At 68.8% G+C, this 15,586-nt stretch carries 14 protein-coding genes; 9 read left to right on the forward strand and 5 right to left on the reverse strand.

Going from position 1 to position 15,586, the window contains the following annotated elements; all coding sequences use genetic code 11:
- Positions 1–84 precede the first annotated feature (84 nt).
- Positions 85–1,233: an ABC transporter substrate-binding protein gene (locus tag VLG41_RS13080; RefSeq protein WP_325349841.1), complete on the reverse strand. Its 1,149-nt coding sequence runs from the start codon at positions 1,231–1,233 to the stop codon at positions 85–87.
- 146 nt (positions 1,234–1,379) lie between these two features.
- Between VLG41_RS13080 and VLG41_RS13085 the strand changes: the two genes are divergently transcribed.
- Genes VLG41_RS13085 through VLG41_RS13095 form a run of 3 tightly spaced genes read left to right on the forward strand, consistent with a single transcriptional unit; the run spans position 1,380 to position 4,857 of the window.
- Positions 1,380–3,431: a molybdopterin oxidoreductase family protein gene (locus VLG41_RS13085; protein ID WP_325349842.1), complete on the forward strand. Its 2,052-nt coding sequence runs from the start codon at positions 1,380–1,382 to the stop codon at positions 3,429–3,431.
- Positions 3,431–4,501, forward strand: a complete 1,071-nt coding sequence (locus tag VLG41_RS13090) for an aminopeptidase (protein ID WP_325349843.1) — start codon at positions 3,431–3,433, stop codon at positions 4,499–4,501. Before VLG41_RS13085 ends, VLG41_RS13090 begins: the two co-directional genes overlap by 1 nt.
- Before the next feature lie 20 nt (positions 4,502–4,521).
- Positions 4,522–4,857, forward strand: coding sequence for a polyhydroxyalkanoic acid system family protein (locus VLG41_RS13095; protein ID WP_325349844.1), 336 nt, complete (start codon positions 4,522–4,524; stop codon positions 4,855–4,857).
- Positions 4,858–4,961: 104 nt separating this feature from the next.
- Here VLG41_RS13095 and VLG41_RS13100 read toward each other — a convergent pair whose 3' ends face one another.
- The gene (locus tag VLG41_RS13100) at positions 4,962–5,216 is read right to left on the reverse strand and encodes an acyl-CoA-binding protein (RefSeq protein ID WP_291019197.1); all 255 of its coding nucleotides are present in this window, start codon (positions 5,214–5,216) and stop codon (positions 4,962–4,964) included.
- A gap of 100 nt (positions 5,217–5,316) precedes the next feature.
- Here VLG41_RS13100 and VLG41_RS13105 point away from each other — a divergent pair, with 100 nt between their 5' ends.
- Positions 5,317–6,810, forward strand: coding sequence for a wax ester/triacylglycerol synthase family O-acyltransferase (locus VLG41_RS13105; protein ID WP_325349845.1), 1,494 nt, complete (start codon positions 5,317–5,319; stop codon positions 6,808–6,810).
- Between the two features lie 3 nt (positions 6,811–6,813).
- Here the strand turns inward: VLG41_RS13105 and VLG41_RS13110 are convergent, their stop codons facing one another.
- The gene (locus VLG41_RS13110; protein WP_325349846.1) at positions 6,814–7,584 is read right to left on the reverse strand and encodes a type III pantothenate kinase; all 771 of its coding nucleotides are present in this window, start codon (positions 7,582–7,584) and stop codon (positions 6,814–6,816) included.
- Positions 7,585–7,631: 47 nt separating this feature from the next.
- Entirely contained in the window at positions 7,632–8,300 is a 669-nt protein-coding gene (locus tag VLG41_RS13115) for a helix-turn-helix transcriptional regulator (protein WP_325349847.1), read from the reverse strand.
- Between the two features lie 183 nt (positions 8,301–8,483).
- Here VLG41_RS13115 and VLG41_RS13120 point away from each other — a divergent pair, with 183 nt between their 5' ends.
- Together VLG41_RS13120 and VLG41_RS13125 are read left to right on the forward strand one after the other, a co-directional pair.
- Entirely contained in the window at positions 8,484–9,731 is a 1,248-nt protein-coding gene (locus VLG41_RS13120; protein WP_325349848.1) for a HAMP domain-containing sensor histidine kinase, read from the forward strand.
- Positions 9,722–10,708 (forward strand): response regulator, encoded by a 987-nt coding sequence (locus VLG41_RS13125; protein WP_325349849.1) that lies wholly within the window; start codon positions 9,722–9,724, stop codon positions 10,706–10,708. Before VLG41_RS13120 ends, VLG41_RS13125 begins: the two co-directional genes overlap by 10 nt.
- Positions 10,709–10,778: 70 nt before the next feature.
- On the opposite strand, the gene cqsA is transcribed toward VLG41_RS13125, so the two are convergent.
- The gene (gene cqsA / locus VLG41_RS13130) at positions 10,779–12,020 is read right to left on the reverse strand and encodes an alpha-hydroxyketone-type quorum-sensing autoinducer synthase (protein ID WP_325349850.1); all 1,242 of its coding nucleotides are present in this window, start codon (positions 12,018–12,020) and stop codon (positions 10,779–10,781) included.
- 501 nt (positions 12,021–12,521) lie between these two features.
- Between cqsA and VLG41_RS13135 the strand changes: the two genes are divergently transcribed.
- The 3 genes from VLG41_RS13135 to VLG41_RS13145 all read left to right on the forward strand — a co-directional run.
- The gene (locus VLG41_RS13135) at positions 12,522–13,640 is read left to right on the forward strand and encodes a TRAP transporter substrate-binding protein (RefSeq protein ID WP_325349851.1); all 1,119 of its coding nucleotides are present in this window, start codon (positions 12,522–12,524) and stop codon (positions 13,638–13,640) included.
- A 65-nt stretch (positions 13,641–13,705) separates the two neighbouring features.
- On the forward strand, positions 13,706–14,329 hold the full coding sequence (locus VLG41_RS13140) for a TRAP transporter small permease subunit (protein WP_325349852.1): 624 nt from the start codon (positions 13,706–13,708) through the stop codon (positions 14,327–14,329).
- A partial coding sequence (locus tag VLG41_RS13145) for a TRAP transporter large permease subunit (protein ID WP_325349853.1) occupies positions 14,329–15,586 on the forward strand: 1,258 nt, incomplete at its 3' end. The genes VLG41_RS13140 and VLG41_RS13145, both read left to right, overlap by 1 nt.

Here is a 15,586-nt window from a genome sequence, read left to right on the forward strand (position 1 = left end):
CATGGTAGCGGTAGCAAGCGTCGCCGCACGCGCCCGGCGCGACAGCCCTGCACGGCCGTCGGGCAAGGCCCTGGCGTGGGCCGATCAGCGCCGGATGCGACCGTCTTCGGTCAGCAGGGTGAGTTCGACGAACCTGGAGCCGGTGTGCTTGTTCGGCCCGAAGTCCACCGGAAAGCCGCCCAGGTCCAGGCCCTTCATGCCCTGGAGGGCGGTGATGAAGCCTTCGCGGTTGACGCCGCGGCCGGCGCGGGTGAGCGCCTCGGTGAACACCTTGGCGGCCACGTAGCCCTCGATGCCCGAGTAGTTGGGCGCACGGCCCTGCTTGGCGCGCACGGCGGCCAGGTACTCGCCCGACAGCACCGTCGCCGGGCTGTACGGGAAGGGCATGACCTGGCTCACCGCGACGCCGCGTGCGTCCTTGCCCAGTTCGTCCAGCAGCGCCTGGGTGCCCACGAAGGACACGTTGTAGAGGTTGCCGGCGAAGCCGGCCTTGCGCGCCTCGCGGATGAAGGCGGCGCACGACTTGTAGGCGCTGATCTGCACGATGGCTTCGGGCCGGCCGGCCATGATGGACTTGATCGATTCGGCCACGTCCACCGTGTTGCGCTCCACGGTGCCGGTGGAGGCCGGCTCCATGTTGAGCGCCTTGAGCGCGCGCGTGACGCCTTCCAGCCCGGCCTTGCCGTAGGCGTCGTTCTGATAGAAGACCGAGATGCGCTTGATGCCCACCTGCGTGAGCTGGCGCACGATGGCGGCCGTCTCGTCGAAGTACGAGGCACGCACGTGGATGGCGTAGCGGTTGAACGGGGTGCGCAAGGCCTCGGCGCCGGTGAAGGGCGCGAAGAAGGGCACCTTGGCCTCGGTGGCCAGCGGCAAGGCCACCACGCTGGTGGGCGTGCCGATGTAGCCGAACAGGGCGAACACGCCCTCGCCGATGAACTGCTTCGTGTTGGCCACGCAGCGATCGGGCTCGTAGCCGTCGTCCAGGCGTTTGAGTTCGATGCGCCGGCCGTGCACGCCGCCCTTGGCGTTGAGCTGCTCGAAGAAGAGCTGGGCGCCCAGGTGGAACTGCAAACCCAGTTGCTCGGCCGCCCCGCTGAAGGGGGCCGACTGGCCGAGCACGATGGCGCTGTCCGTCAGGCCGGCCTGGGCACTGGCCCGCCGCGGCAGCAGGCTCAGGGCGGGCAGAACGGCCGCGGATCCGGTGGCGGTCAGCAGGTGGCGACGTCTCATGGCGGTTTCCTTGTGGTGGACCGGGCGCTGATACCCCGCAAGGGTATAAACAGCTGTTCATATGTGGGCTGGCGCATCCGCCAAGCGGCGCCCGAAGCGGGGCCAGCGCGGCGGCCTATGATCGCCCCGCCACACCGGTACCCGTCATGACCGAAGCATCACCCGTTGTTCGCGGCGCCTGTCCCCACGATTGCCCCGATACCTGCGCCCTGCTCACCACCGTGGAAAACGGCCGCGCCGTGCGGGTGCAGGGCAACCCTGCGCACCGCCACACCGATGGCGTGCTGTGCACCAAGGTGTCGCGCTACGCCGAGCGCACCCACCACCCCGATCGCCTGCTGCAGCCGCTGCGCCGCGCCGGCCCCAAGGGCAGCGGACGCTTTGAACCGGTGTCCTGGGACGAGGCGCTGGACGACATCGCCGCCCGCCTGAAGGCCATCGCCGCGCGCGACCCGCAGGCCATCCTGCCGTACAGCTACGCCGGCACCATGGGCCTGGTGCAGGGCGAAGGCATGGCCGCGCGCTTCTTCCACCGCCTGGGCGCGTCGTTCCTGGACCGCACCATCTGCGCCTCGGCCGGCAGCGAAGGCCTGACGCAGACCCTGGGCGGCAAGGTGGGCATGAAGGTGGAGCACTTCGCCCAGGCCAAGCTGATCCTGATCTGGGGCAGCAACAGCATCGCCAGCAACCTGCACTTCTGGAAGCTGGCCCAGCAGGCCAAGCGCGACGGCGCCCGCCTGGTCTGCATCGACCCGCGCCGCAGCGAGACCGCCGAGAAGTGCCACGAGCACCTGGCGATCCGCCCCGGCACCGACGCCGCCCTGGCGCTCGCGCTGATGCACGAACTGATCGCGCACGACTGGCTGGACCACGACTACATCGAACGCCACACCCTGGGCTGGGAAGGCCTGCGCGAGCGCGCCCTGCAATGGCCACCGGCACGCGCCGCCGAGGTCTGCGGCATTCCCGAACAACAGATCGTCGACCTGGCGCGCGCCTACGGCACCACGAAACCGGCCGCGATCCGCCTGAACTACGGCATGCAGCGCGTGCGCGGCGGCGGCAACGCGGCGCGCGCCGTGGCCTGCCTGCCGGCGCTGGTGGGCGCCTGGCGGCACCGCTCGGGCGGTCTGCTGCTCTCCAGCTCGGGCCAGTTCCCGGTGCGCCGCGCCGACCTGCAACGCCCCGACCTGCTCGCCGGCCGCACGCCGCGCACCATCAACATGACCACGATCGGCGACGACCTGCTGCGCCAGGCCTCGCCCGGCTTCGGGCCGAAGGTGGAGGCGCTGATCGTCTACAACAGCAACCCCGTGGCGGTGGCGCCCGACTCCAGCCAGGTGGTGAAGGGCTTCGCGCGCGAAGACCTCTTCACCGTGGTGCTGGAGCACTTCCAGACCGACACCGCCGATTACGCCGACTACGTGCTGCCGGCCACCACCCAGCACGAGCACTGGGACATCCACACCGCCTACGGCCACACCGACGTGCTGCTCAACCGCCCCGCCATCGCCCCGCAGGGCCAGGCGCGCAGCAACACCGAGGTCTTCCGCGCGCTGGCCGCGCGCCTGGGTTTCGACGAGCCCTGCTTCGCCGAGGACGACCTCACGCTGTGCCGCACGGCCTTCGGCCAGGAGATCGATTTCCGGCAACTGCTCGACGTGGGCTGGGCCACGGTGCCGGTGCCGGAGGCGCCCTTCGCCGAGGGCGGATTTCCCACGCCCTCGGGGCGGTGCGAGTTCCACAGCGCCCGCCTGGCCGCCATGGGCCTGGACCCGCTGCCCGATCACGTGCCCAACGCCGAGCCCGGCGGCACGCACCCCGACTTCCCGCTGGCGATGATTTCGCCGCCGGCGCGCAACTTCCTCAACAGCAGCTTCGTCAACGTCACCAGCCTGCGCGACATCGAAGGCCAGCCGCGGCTGGAGATCCACGCCGAGGACGCCGCGCCACGCGGCATCGCCAGCGGGCAGATGGTGCGGGTGTTCAACCAGCGCGGCGAGTACCGCTGCGTGGCCGAGGTGTCCAACCGCGCGCGCCCCGGCGTGGTCAACGGCCTGGGCATCTGGTGGCGCAAGCTCGGGCCCTTCGGCACCAACGTCAACGAAGTGACCAGCCAGCGCCTGACCGACCTGGGCCGAGCGCCCACCTTTTACGACTGCCACGTGCAGGTGGCCCCGCTGGAGGCCAGCCACTGATGCGCGCGGCCGGCCTGGCGCTGCTGCTGGCGGCGACGGCGCTGGCCACCGGTTGTGCGCGCACGCAGGGGCTGGGCTACTACTGGCAGTCGGTCAGCGGCCACGTCGACCTGATGTGGCGCGCCCGCCCGGTGAACGACTGGCTGGCCGACGAGGGCACGCCCGCGGCGCTGCGGCAGCGGCTGGAACTGGCACGCCGGCTGCGCGCCTTCGCCGTGAGCGAGCTGGCACTGCCCGACAACGCCAGCTACCACCGCTACGCCGACCTGGAGCGCAACGCCGCCGTCTACAACGTGGTGGCCGCGCCGCCGCTCTCGCTCACCCTGCAGACCTGGTGTTTCCCGGTGGCGGGCTGCGTGGGCTACCGCGGCTACTACCGCGAGGACGACGCCCGCGCCTTCGCCGCCAGCCTGGGCGACGACCTGGAGGTGGGCGTGTACCCGGTGCCCGCCTACTCCACCCTGGGCTGGATGAACTGGGCCGGCGGCGACCCGCTGCTCAACACCTTCATCCGCTACCCCGAAGGCGAACTCGCCCGCCTGCTGTTCCACGAACTCGCCCACCAGGTGCTGTATGCGAAGGACGACACCACCTTCAACGAATCCTTCGCCACGGCGGTCGAGCGCATCGGCGTGCAGCGCTGGCTCGCTCAGGCGTCCACACCCGCCGCGCGCCTGGAGTACGAGGCCTTCGACCAGCGCCGACGCGCGTTTCGCGCGCTCACGGCCTCGGTGCGGGCCAGGCTTCAGGCGGTGTACGGTGACGCCACGCTGGACGACGCCGCCAAGCGGGTGCGCAAGGCGCAGGTAATGGCCGACTTCCGGCGCGAATACGAGTCCCTCAAGGCCTTCTGGGGCGGCTTCGCGGCCTATGACCCCTGGGTGGCGCGCGCCAACAACGCCCTGCTGGGCGCGCAGGGTGCCTACGACCAGCTCGTGCCCGGCTTCGAGGCCCTGTTCGAGCGCGAGGGCCGCGACTTCGGTCGCTTCTATGATGCGGTGCTCACCCTCGCCGCCCTGCCCAAGGAAGAACGGCACCAGCGCCTGCAGGCGCTGGCGATCACCCGCTGACCACCCGGAGACACCGCCCCATGGCCGACATCCACATCGAACGCGAGCACACCCTGGGCCTGGCCGCCGCGCGCAAGCTCGCCTGGAAATGGGCCGAGCAGGCCGAGGAAGAGTTCGACATGAGCTGCACCTACGAGGAAGGGGCGCGCGAGGACGCGGTGCAGTTCACGCGCTCGGGTGTCAGTGGCTGCCTTCAGGTGACGGCGAACCGCTTCGTGCTCGACGCCAAGCTCGGCTTCCTGCTCGGCGCGTTCAAGGACCGCATCGAAGCCGAGATCGTGAGCAACCTGGACACGCTGCTGGCGGGCAAGAAGCCCGCCGCGAAGAAGACGGCGGGCAAAAAGAAAGCCACCTGAACGCGCAGGTGGCTCAACCCAGTGGCACCGAGGAACGGGCTTTGCCGCGCCTCAGGTGCCGCCCCTTTAGGGGGTCGCGCGAAGCGCGGCAGGGGTGTTCCTGGTCAGCTGAGACTTTCGATGAGGTCGATGTACTGCTGCATCGCGTCATCGGACGACGCGCCCTTGAAGCCGTTCCAGGCATCCCACTTGGCGCGGCCCACCATGTCGCTGAAGCCGGGCTTCTTCTCGGTGTTGTCGCCCGCGGTGGCCTGCTTGTACAGGCCGTAGATCTTCAGCAGCGTGGCGTTGTCGGGGCGCTCGCTGAGCTTCTTGGAGTTGGCGACGGCGGTCTCGAAACGGGCTTTGAGGTCGGACATGGAGTCTCCTGGGGGATGGGCACCGCGGGGATGGCGGTTTGTCCCGGTATCTTACGGAGCGTGGCCTGCCCACAATAGAGAACCCACCCGAGGAGACACCATGGACCACCGCGTCGCGGCCGTCACGCAAGCCCTGAGCAGCACGCTCGGCCTGCAGGGCGAGCGCATGAGCAAGGTCGACACCGCCTGGCTGCGCATGGATTCGCCGGCCAACCTCATGATGATCGTGGGCGTGTGGGTGCTGCAGCCCGGCGTGGCGCGCGAAGCGCTGGCCCAGCGCGTGAGCGAGCGCCTGCTGCCCTACCGGCGCTTCCGGCAGCTCGCACGCGAGGACGCGGCCGGCGCGGCCTGGATCGACGACCCCGACTTCGACCTGGCCCGCCACATCACCACGCACCGCCTGCGCCGCCGCCACGGGCAGAGCGAGCGCGAGGCGCTGCAGGCCCGGGTGGGCCAGCTCGCCGTGCAGCCGTTGGACCACAGCCACCCGCTGTGGCAGTTCGAGCTGATCGAGGGCTACGCCGGTGGCTCGGCGCTGATCGCGCGCATCCACCACTGCATCGCCGACGGCATCGCCCTCATCGGCGTGATGATGAGCCTGGTGGACGGCGGCGAAGCCCCGGCGCCGCGCGCCCGGCGGACCAAGGCCCCGGCCAACGGTGCCGAGGACTGGCTGGCCGATACGCTCATCCGCCCGCTGGGCGACATCACCGCCCGCGCGCTGGAGGTGGCCGGCGGCGGCGCGGCGAAGTCGCTCTCGCTCATGGCCGCGCCGCAGCAGGCCCTCTCGGGCACCGTGGACCAGGCCATGGACCTGGCCCACGTGGGGGCGCAATTCGCCAGCGACGTGGCCGCCCTGGCCCTCATGCCCGACGATTCGCGCACGCGCCTGAAGGGCACGCCCGGCGCGGTGAAGAAGGTCGCCTGGTGCGAGCCGATCCCGCTGGACGCGGTCAAGGCCATCGGTCGCGCCTTCGACGCCTCGGTCAATGACGTGCTGCTGTCCTGCGTGGCCGGCGCCATCGGCGAGTACCTGCGCGGCCATGGCGACGACACCACGGGCCAGGACATCCGTGCCATGGTGCCGGTGAACCTGCGTCCGATGGAGGACGCCTGGAAGCTCGGCAACCGATTCGGGCTGGTTCCGCTGTTGCTGCCCATCGGCCTGACCAATCCGGTGGAGCGGCTGTACGCGGTGCGTGCGCGCATGCGGGGGCTCAAGGGCAGTCTGCAGCCACTGCTCACATTTGCCTTGCTGTCGGTGGCGGGGCTGCTGATCAAGCCCGCTCAGGACGCTCTGCTCAACCTCTTCGGCCGAAAAACCACGGCCGTGATGACCAACGTGCCGGGTCCCGGCAAGAAACTCAGCTTCTGCGGCAGCACCCTGGAACAGACCATGTTCTGGGTGCCTCAGTCGGGCACTGTGGGGCTGGGCGTGTCGGTGCTCAGCTACGGCGGCGGCGTGCAGTTCGGCGTCGTCGTCGACACCACCTTGTGCCCCGACCCGCAGGCCATCATCGACGGCTTCACGCCGGCCTTCGAGCAGTTGCTGGCCCTGACGCTGATGCTGCCCTGGGGACCCGACCCCGACTAGGGCTCAGGCCACCGCCAGCCGCTTGCTGGCGATGTGCAGCAGGCCGTCGAAGATCAGGCTTTCCACCAGCTCCACCTCGGTGGACATGGACGGCGCCATCTTCCAGCCCGCCCCGCCGGTCATGAAGACCTCGGGCGCTTCACCGCAGTGCTGGCGCAGGTTCTCCACCATGCGTTGCACGGCGCCGGCGATGGCGAAGGTGCCGCCGCTGGTGAGCGCGTCGCTGGTGTTGGTGGGGAAGTCGCGCACCTCGCCGGTGGGCACGTGCAGGCCCGCGGTGCCCGATTCGAGCGCCCGCAGCATGATGCCGTGCCCCGGCAGGATGAGGCCGCCCAGGAACTTGCCCTCGGTGTCGATGGCCTCGACCGTGACGGCCGTGCCCACCATCACCACCACGCAGGGCCGTGGCCGGCCGTGCGCCAGCAGGCGCTGGCGGGCGCCGATCATGGCCACCCAGCGGTCGGAGCCCAGCCGCGCGGGGTGGTCGTAGCCGTTGACGACCCCGGCCTCGGCGTTGCCCGACACCACCCACTGCGGCGTCACGTCCCACATTTCCAGTTGTTCCTCGACGCGGCGCTTGACCGCGTCGCCGGCGACGATGCAGCCCAGCACCCAGCGCGGCGTGGGCAGGCGGCTCCAGTCGCCCTCTTCCAGGGTTTCGATGTTCTCGAGGAACTGCGCACCGTGCGTGATGAGCCGGGCACCGACGCGCGGCTCGTCGTACAGCGCCCACTTCAGGCGCGTGTTGCCGACATCCAGGGCGAGAAAGGCCATGGGGCGCGATTATGACAACGGCTTTACCCACCCGCGGCGGGGATGGATCAGATCAAGCCCAACCAGCAGGCCCGCTGCACAGCTCCCAGCTTGTTGTCCGTCTGCAACTTGGACATGGCGTTGGCCAGGTGGTAGTTCACCGTGCGCTCCGAGCAGTCCATGCGCAACGCGGTCTCCCGCGCCGTCAGGCCCTCGAAGGCGAGGTTCAGGCTTTCCAGCTCGCGCGGGCTCAGGCTCACTCGCTGCTCGGCCAGGGCGCGCTTGAGCATGGGCCATACGTTGAAGACCGACCAGGCCAGCGCGGCGGCCTCCAGGCGGCTGTCGTAGGCGCGCGGGCTGAACATGAAGCATTCGAAGGCCCGGCCGGCCGGCAGCGGGAACGCCACCCGCACCAGGCTTTGCTGACCGTGGGCCAGAAACAACCGGCGCCAGCGGCTGGAGTGCTCGGCGGCCGACTTGGAGATATCCTGCCAGGCGACCAGGGGCGCGTCGCTTTCCCGCCAGCTCGCACCGAAGTCCGTGCTGGCGGCCAGCGCCTCGGCGGGGGCCAGCATGCGCGGCGGGTGAACGGCCAGCAACTCGCGGCGCTCGCTGGGTCCCAGAGGGTCCGGTCCGAGCACCAGAACGACCTCGACGCCCTGTTCGCGCAACGCCATGAGCCAATCGGCCAGGATGCTGTCGACACCGACACTGTCAAAGTTGACAGGGAGTGTCATGGGTGCCTTGACCCACAAGGTTGCAGAATGCGCGCAACTCGGGCGTCGTCGATGACATCCGTGAGCGTCCAGTCAGGACAGGAGACCATATTGCGGCTGAACCGGTTGCAGTGGAAAAGCGGGTGGGCAAGGTGGCGGCAGTGGCTGCTCGACGAAGTCGTGCACACGCCGCTGGAGCCGATTTTGCACCCATCGCCCCGCCGGCTGGTGTGGATCGGCTTCTTCACGTTCAGCGGACACCTGCTGATCTACTGGATCTGGGCGCACGCCGTGCCCCAGCCCTACGAGAACCTGGGCGCGCGCCTCATCATGGCCTTCCTGGCGCTCATCTACCTGATGCCCGGCCTGCGCCGCGACCCGACCTCGGCCATGAGCGGGCGCCTGTTCAGTCTGGCCACCTGGATCCAGCTGCCCTGGTTCTTCAGCTGGATGTACGCCATGAACGGCGGCAACCAGGCCTGGCTGGGCAGCGTGGCGGCCATGGTCCTCATCTATTACCACGCCACCGACTGGCGCCTGGCCACGCTGGGGCTGCTCACGGGCGGGGCGGCCGGCCTGTACACCTCGCACCTGATGGGCGCCACGCCGGTCGGACCCGACCAGCCCATGGCCAACGTCGTGGTGATCGCCTTCGCCTGGACCATGGGCCTCATGCTGGGCATCTCCAGCGCCAACCTGCGGCGCGCGCGGCTGCTCAACACCCTGTCCACCATGGGCGTGATGGCGCATGAGCTGCGCACGCCGCTGGCCACGGTGAACCTCATGGGCGACGTGCTGCGCAACCTGTCGCAGCACGACGTGAGCGACGCCAAGCGCAAGAAGTTCGAAGAACTGGCGACGCGGCTGCAGAATCTGGTGCGCAGCATGAACCGGCAGATCGACACCCAGATCTCCAACGCCCAACTGCTGCGCCTGCCACGCGAGCACAGCGCCATCCAGGCGGCCGAACTGGTGCAAGAGGTGGTGGCCGGCTACCCCTACCGCAGCTCGCGCGAGCGCGACTGCGTGCGCGTGCAGGTGCAGCAGGACTTCTGCTTCATGGGTTCGCGCTCGCTGTTCGCGCAGGTCATCATCAACCTGCTCAAGAACGCCCTGCACGCCCTGGCCTCCGCCAGCCACGCGCCGCAACCCGGCGATCTTCGGGTCGACGTCGGCATCCACCACGGCAAGGGCCGCATCGCCGTGTCCGACGACGGTGTTGGCATCTCCCATGAATTGCAGAACCGCATTTTCGAACCCTTCTACTCATCGCAAGCCGGCGCCGGCAACGGACTGGGCCTCACGTTCTGCAAGAACGTGGTCGAAGGTGCGCACGGCCGCCTCAGCGTCCACTCCGAACCCGGGCTGGGCGCCGTCTTCATGATCGACCTGCCACTGACCACCACGGCGCCCGTGCGGCCCGCCGCCAACGCGCAATCCCAATGGCTCTGACACTTTCCCTTTTCCAGCGACCGGGGGGCGTCCTGTTCCTCGACGACGACCCGGACTACCTGGACATGCTCGGCATGGTGGTGCCCGCCCAGACGCAGGTGGAGCTCTACTCGCGGCCGGCGGGTTTTCTGGCGCGCATGCAGTCCGAGCCCGCGCACTGGGAGGCCGACGCCGCGTTGCAACTGCAGATGATCGACCGCTGGCGCCAGGGCCAGCCCCTCATTCCCCAGGTGCTGCGCTACTGGGCCAGCCGCCCCGAGCGCTACCACCTGGCCCAGGTCTGCGTGGTCGACTACGCCATGCCCGGCACCGACGGGCTCACCGTGCTCAACACCCTGCTCGACTGGCCGGGCGCGCGCGTGCTGCTCACCGGGCAGGCCGATGAGCAGATCGCCATCCAGGCCTTCAACAACGGCCTCATCGACCAGTTCGTGCCCAAGCAGGCCACCGACATCACGCGCCACCTGCTGGGCGTGCTGCGGCGCCTGGCCCAGGCGCCGCACCCGCGGCTGAACACCCTGTGGCGCGGCGTGCTGCGGCCCAACCAGCTCTCGCTGCTGCAGATCCCGTCGGTGGCGCAGTGGCTGCGCGACTACACCCACCACCATTGGGTGGAGTACGTGGTGATCGGCGAGCCCTTCGGCCTGATCGGCGTGGACATGGCCGGCCAGGCGCACTGGCTGCAACTGGAGCCCACCTCCAGCCTCCCAGACCTGGCCGACCTCGCGGCCTCGGCAGCGCTGGGCATGGATGTGGTGCAGTCCATCCGTTCCGGCCAGCGGCTGGCGGCGGTGGAGTTGCACCAGCAGCTGGGCCTGTCCGGCAGGGTGCGCACGGCCCCGGCCATCGCCATTGGCGAGGACGGCCTGCTCATGGCCGCGCCCTTCCAGCTCGAGCCGTCCGAGTTGCCCCAGCCGATCTACCCGTACCGCAACTTCCTGCAGTCCGAGAACCACCGGATGGTGCAGGACGGCTAGTGGCGATCTCAGCCCCCCGAGGGGGCTGATCCGCTTTTGGGCGGCCCGGCGGCGATCGTGGTTCCGCTGTTCAGTCGGCCACGCCCGCGCGGGCGCGGCGCGCGATCGGCCACTCCCACGGCTGCACGATCGGCGCCACCTCGCGCAGCACGGCCTCGATGTGCCCGATCTCGGCCTCGGTGAGCGCGGCGTTGAGCGTCAGGCGCACCATGGCGCGATTGCGGCTGGTGGCCGGCGCGCAGAAGATCGCGCCGAACACGCCGCGCGCCTCCAGCTCGTCGCGCAGGCGCATGGTCTCGGGCTCGGTGCCCGCCTCCAGCGCAATGATCTGCTCGGTCCCCTGGTGAATGGGATAGCCCATGTCGCTGATGCTCGCGCGCAGGCGACGCGTGATGTCCATCAGCCGCTCACGCTGAGCGTCGGCGCGCTGCAGAACGCCCACGGTGGCGCGCAGGCCGGCCACCTCGTGCGGCAGCAGGCAGGAGCTGAAGATGTTGGGAAAGCTCGAGCTCAGCACGTAGTACCGCATGCTGGCCGGCATGGTGAAGAAGCCGGCGCGCCCCGCCATGGCCTTGGCCAGGCTGGCGGTGATGAAGTGCACGCGGTCGGTGAGGCCCAGCTCGGCGCACAGGCCAGCGCCTCGAGGACCGTGGGTGCCCAGCGAGTGAGACTCGTCCACCAGGATCATGGCGCCGTGCTTTTCCACCACCTCGACCATCTCCTGCAGCGGGCAGATGGCCCCCGTGGTGCTGTAGACCGAGTCCACCACCACCACGCCGGGGCCCTTCTTGGCCAGCACGCGGTCCAGGTGGTCCGGGTCGTTGTGGCGGAACGGGGACGCCGGCGCGCGCGCAGCGTGCGCGCCTTCCCACAGCGAGGTGTGGGCCATGGTGTCGATGTAGACCGGGGTGTCGGCGTTGGCGATGGCCTGCAGCAGGCCCACGTTGGCCGAGTAGCCGGACTGGCAGACCAGCGCGTCTTCCTTGCCGACCCAGTCGGCCATTTCCAGCTCGAAGGCGCGCGACGGGTGCTGCGCCAGCAGGAACACGCCGGACTGCACCACGAATTCGGTGTTGCGGGTCAGGGCCGCGACCTGGGCCGACACGATGTCGGGGTGCCCGGTGACGCTCAGGTAGTCGTTGCCGTCCAGGCGCACCGCGTTCGGACCGGGTTGGCTGCCGTGCAGCACGAACTTGCCTCCCCAGTGGCCTTCCCACCGCGGCAAGAAGTCGCGCTGGATGCGCGCGCGCAGGGCGGGGTTGAGCGGCGGGTCCTTCGGCGCCGCGAGTTCGAGCATTCCCAACGTAGTCATGGAGTTCCTTTAGAAAGCCTTTAAAAGGCCCGAGGGCTCCATTGAAAAAAGGAATGTGTGACCAATCGCACAAACCCTGTCAGGATTGACAGGGGGTATGACGCTTTCGACTCAAATTTGAGGCTGTAAAACCGACCAGTGGTCGGATGGACGCTTCATCTGAGCAACACTTTGTGGCTGGTTTTCCATCCCGTTACTCGCCCCCGGGCGCCGCGCCGGCCTGCTGCGCCGCAGCAGCACCAGATCGAGGCATCCCGCGGACACCCCCGCTAGCGGTCCTTGGTCACGCCGGCCGACCCACTTCGCATGATGAAAAACTGAAGAAATTCAGCCAAGTGTTCAAAAAAATTCATGCGCGCATCGGCGCGCTGCCCTCTCGCGGGAAGAAGGCGGACAAGAGGCTGACATCGCGCGCCACGCTCGGTGAAAACCCTGTCTTGGTAAGCATGCACGCGGAAGGATGATCCCCGCTCCACCTGAACCCTCACTGGAGACAAACCGATGTCCGAGAAGAAAACCGTCACGTCCCGCCGCGGCGTGCTCAAGGGTGCTGCCGTCGCCACCGGCGCCATGGCCGTGCCCATGGTCGCCACCGCACAGACCACCACGCTTCGCTTCCAGTCCACCTGGCCCGCCAAGGACATCTTCCACGAGTACGCCAACGACTTTGCCAAGAAGGTCAACGACATGGCCGGCGGCAAACTCAAGATCGAGGTGCTGCCCGCGGGTGCCGTGGTGCCGGCCTTCCAGCTGCTGGAGGCGGTGGCCAAGGGCACGCTCGACGGCGGCCACGGCGTGATCGCGTACCACTACGGCAAGAACTCGGCCCTGGCGCTGTGGGGCTCGGGCCCGGCCTTCGGCATGGACCCGAACATGGTGCTGGCCTGGCACTACTACGGCGGCGGCAAGGACCTCGTGGACGAGATCTACAAGTCGCTGAACATGGACGTGCAGTCCTTCCTGTATGGCCCGATGCCCTGCCAGCCGCTGGGCTGGTTCAAGAAGCCGGTGGCCAAGGTCGAGGACATGAAGGGCCTGAAGTTCCGCACCGTGGGCCTGGCCGTGGACGTGTTCACCGCCATGGGCACCGCGGTCAACCCGCTGCCCGGCGGCGAGATCGTGCCCGCACTGGACCGTGGCCTGATCGACGCGGCCGAGTTCAACAACGCCTCGTCCGACCGCGTGCTGGGCTTCGCCGACGTGGCCAAGAACTGCATGCTGCAAAGCTTCCACCAGAGCGGCGAGCAGTTCGAGATCCTGTTCAACGGCCCCAAGTACAAGGGCCTGAACGCCGAGCTCAAGGCCATCATCGACTACGCCGTGCAGGCCGCCAGCGCCGACATGAGCTGGAAGGCCATCCACCGCAACAGCGAGGACTACATCGAGCTCAAGAAGGCCGGCGTGAAGTTCTACAAGACGCCCGACCCGGTGCTGCGCGCGCAGCTCGCGGCCTGGGACACGACGATTGCCAAGAAGGCCGGCGAAAACCCGCTGTTCAAGAAGGTGCTCGACTCGCAGAAGGCCTTCGCGCAGCGCGCCGGCCAGTGGCAGAACGACTACACCGTCGACTTCAAGATGGCCTACAACCACTACTTCGGCCGCGGCGCGAAGAAGAGCTGATCAACACCTGACAGCCCACGAAAGGGCGCCCCCGTGGGCGCCCTTTCTGTTTCCCGGAAATCGACATGCAAAAACTGCTTCTCACGGTCGACGCGGTATCGACCTGGTTCGGCAAGGCCTGCGCCTGGACGGTGGTGGCCCTGACCCTGCTGATCAGCTGGGAGGTCTTCTCCCGCTACGTGCTCAACGAGCCTCACGCCTGGGTGCTCGACGCCCAGATCATGCTGTACGGCGTGCTCTTCATGACCGCCGGCGCCTACACCCTGGCCAAGAACGGCCACGTGCGCGGCGACGTGCTGTACGGCTTCTTCCGGCCACGCACGCAGGCCACTGTGGACCTGACGCTCTACATCCTGTTCTTCCTGCCCGGCATCGTGGCGCTCACCTGGGCGGGCTGGACTTTCGCCAACGAATCGCTCGCGATCCGCGAGCAGACCTTCAACGCCGACCCGCTGCCGGTCTACCCGTTCAAGTTCTTCGTGCCCGTCGCCGGGGCCTTTCTGCTCCTGCAAGGCATCGCCGAGATCATCCGCTGCGTGATCTGCATCCGCACGGGCGCCTGGCCCAGCAAGGAAGAGGACGTTGAAGAGGTCGACGTCGACAAACTCAAGGAAATGGTGCACGTGAAAGACGCCGACATCGACGCGCTGGACAAGGGCCTGACTGCGCAACAGAAAGGCGGCCAGTGATGACGATCCGCAAGGAACTCTGGTTCGGCTTCATCCTGATGGGGATCATCCTGGCCGGCGTGCTGGCCATGGTGTTCAGCGTCGGCACGATGACCAACGGCCACTACGGTCTGCTCATGCTCTCCCTGGTCGTGGTGGCCATCATGCTGGGCTTTCCCACCGCGTTCACGCTCATGGGCATGGGCATGATCTTCACCTTCTTCGCCTACCACTCGGGCAAGCAGACCGCAGGTGGCGCGATCACCCAGACGCTGGACCTGATGGTGCAGCGCGCGTTCTCGGTGATGGCCAGCGACGTGCTGATCGCCATTCCGCTGTTCGTCTTCATGGGCTACCTGGTCGAACGGGCCAACCTCATCGAGAAGCTGTTCCGCAGCCTGCACCTGTCGCTGGCGCGCGTTCCCGGCTCCCTGGCGGTGGCCACGCTGGTCACCTGCGCGGTGTTCGCCACGGCCACCGGTATCGTCGGTGCGGTGGTCACGCTCATGGGTCTGCTGGCCTTGCCGCAGATGCTCAAGGGCGGCTACGACACGCGCCTGGCCGCGGGCTCCATCACCGCGGGCGGCTGCCTGGGCATCCTGATCCCGCCGTCGGTGCTGCTCATCGTCTACGGCGCCACCGCGGGCGTCTCCGTGGTGAAGCTGTACGCGGGCGCCTTCTTCCCCGGCCTCATGCTCGCGGGCCTGTACATCGTGTACGTGATCATCCTGGCCAAACTCAAGCCGGCCTGGGCCCCGCCCCTGACGGCCGAACAGCGGCACGTGCCGCTGCCCGAGCCGCTGCTGAAGCTGGGTGCCACCGCCGGCAAGTCGGCCCTGCTGGGCCTGCTCTCGGCGCTCAAGGGCCGCAACAACGCCGGCGTGTCGACCGGCTATCTGCTGCGCCAGCTCGGCGTGGTGCTGCTGCCGGCGGCCCTGTTCGTGGCCGTCGCGGTGCTCAGCTACCCCAGCACCCAGCCGATCGCGACGGCCGATCTGCCGGCCGGACTGGTGCCCCTGGGCCAGGGCAATGCCTCGCCAGACGCCAACACCGGCCTGGCCGAACCCCCTGGCGGCGGCGAGCAGGGCCTGGCCGAACCCGATGGTGGCCTGAGCGAGCCGCCCAGCGACGACAGTGAGAACGGCCTGACCGAACCGCCGTCCGGCGACGGGCCCCAGGGCCAGGAAGCGCCGGCATCGGACGAGCCTCGGGGCCCGAGCGAACCCGGCGGCGTCGCCGAGCCACCCGCGGCCTCGGCCGGTTCGGGCGGGGCTGGCG

Source organism: Hydrogenophaga sp. (assembly GCF_035481345.1).
GTDB lineage: Bacteria > Pseudomonadota > Gammaproteobacteria > Burkholderiales > Burkholderiaceae_C > Hydrogenophaga.

Bases quoted from the DNA above. Each gene is read 5' to 3' on its own strand.
- VLG41_RS13080 (WP_325349841.1), bottom strand. From the start codon at position 1,233: ATGAGACGTCGCCACCTGCTGACCGCCACCGGATCCGCGGCCGTTCTG.
- VLG41_RS13085 (WP_325349842.1), top strand. From the start codon at position 1,380: ATGACCGAAGCATCACCCGTTGTTCGCGGCGCCTGTCCCCACGATTGC.
- VLG41_RS13090 (WP_325349843.1), top strand. From the start codon at position 3,431: ATGCGCGCGGCCGGCCTGGCGCTGCTGCTGGCGGCGACGGCGCTGGCC.
- VLG41_RS13095 (WP_325349844.1), top strand. From the start codon at position 4,522: ATGGCCGACATCCACATCGAACGCGAGCACACCCTGGGCCTGGCCGCC.
- VLG41_RS13100 (WP_291019197.1), bottom strand. From the start codon at position 5,216: ATGTCCGACCTCAAAGCCCGTTTCGAGACCGCCGTCGCCAACTCCAAG.
- VLG41_RS13105 (WP_325349845.1), top strand. From the start codon at position 5,317: ATGGACCACCGCGTCGCGGCCGTCACGCAAGCCCTGAGCAGCACGCTC.
- VLG41_RS13110 (WP_325349846.1), bottom strand. From the start codon at position 7,584: ATGGCCTTTCTCGCCCTGGATGTCGGCAACACGCGCCTGAAGTGGGCG.
- VLG41_RS13115 (WP_325349847.1), bottom strand. From the start codon at position 8,300: ATGACACTCCCTGTCAACTTTGACAGTGTCGGTGTCGACAGCATCCTG.
- VLG41_RS13125 (WP_325349849.1), top strand. From the start codon at position 9,722: ATGGCTCTGACACTTTCCCTTTTCCAGCGACCGGGGGGCGTCCTGTTC.
- cqsA (WP_325349850.1), bottom strand. From the start codon at position 12,020: ATGACTACGTTGGGAATGCTCGAACTCGCGGCGCCGAAGGACCCGCCG.
- VLG41_RS13135 (WP_325349851.1), top strand. From the start codon at position 12,522: ATGTCCGAGAAGAAAACCGTCACGTCCCGCCGCGGCGTGCTCAAGGGT.
- VLG41_RS13140 (WP_325349852.1), top strand. From the start codon at position 13,706: ATGCAAAAACTGCTTCTCACGGTCGACGCGGTATCGACCTGGTTCGGC.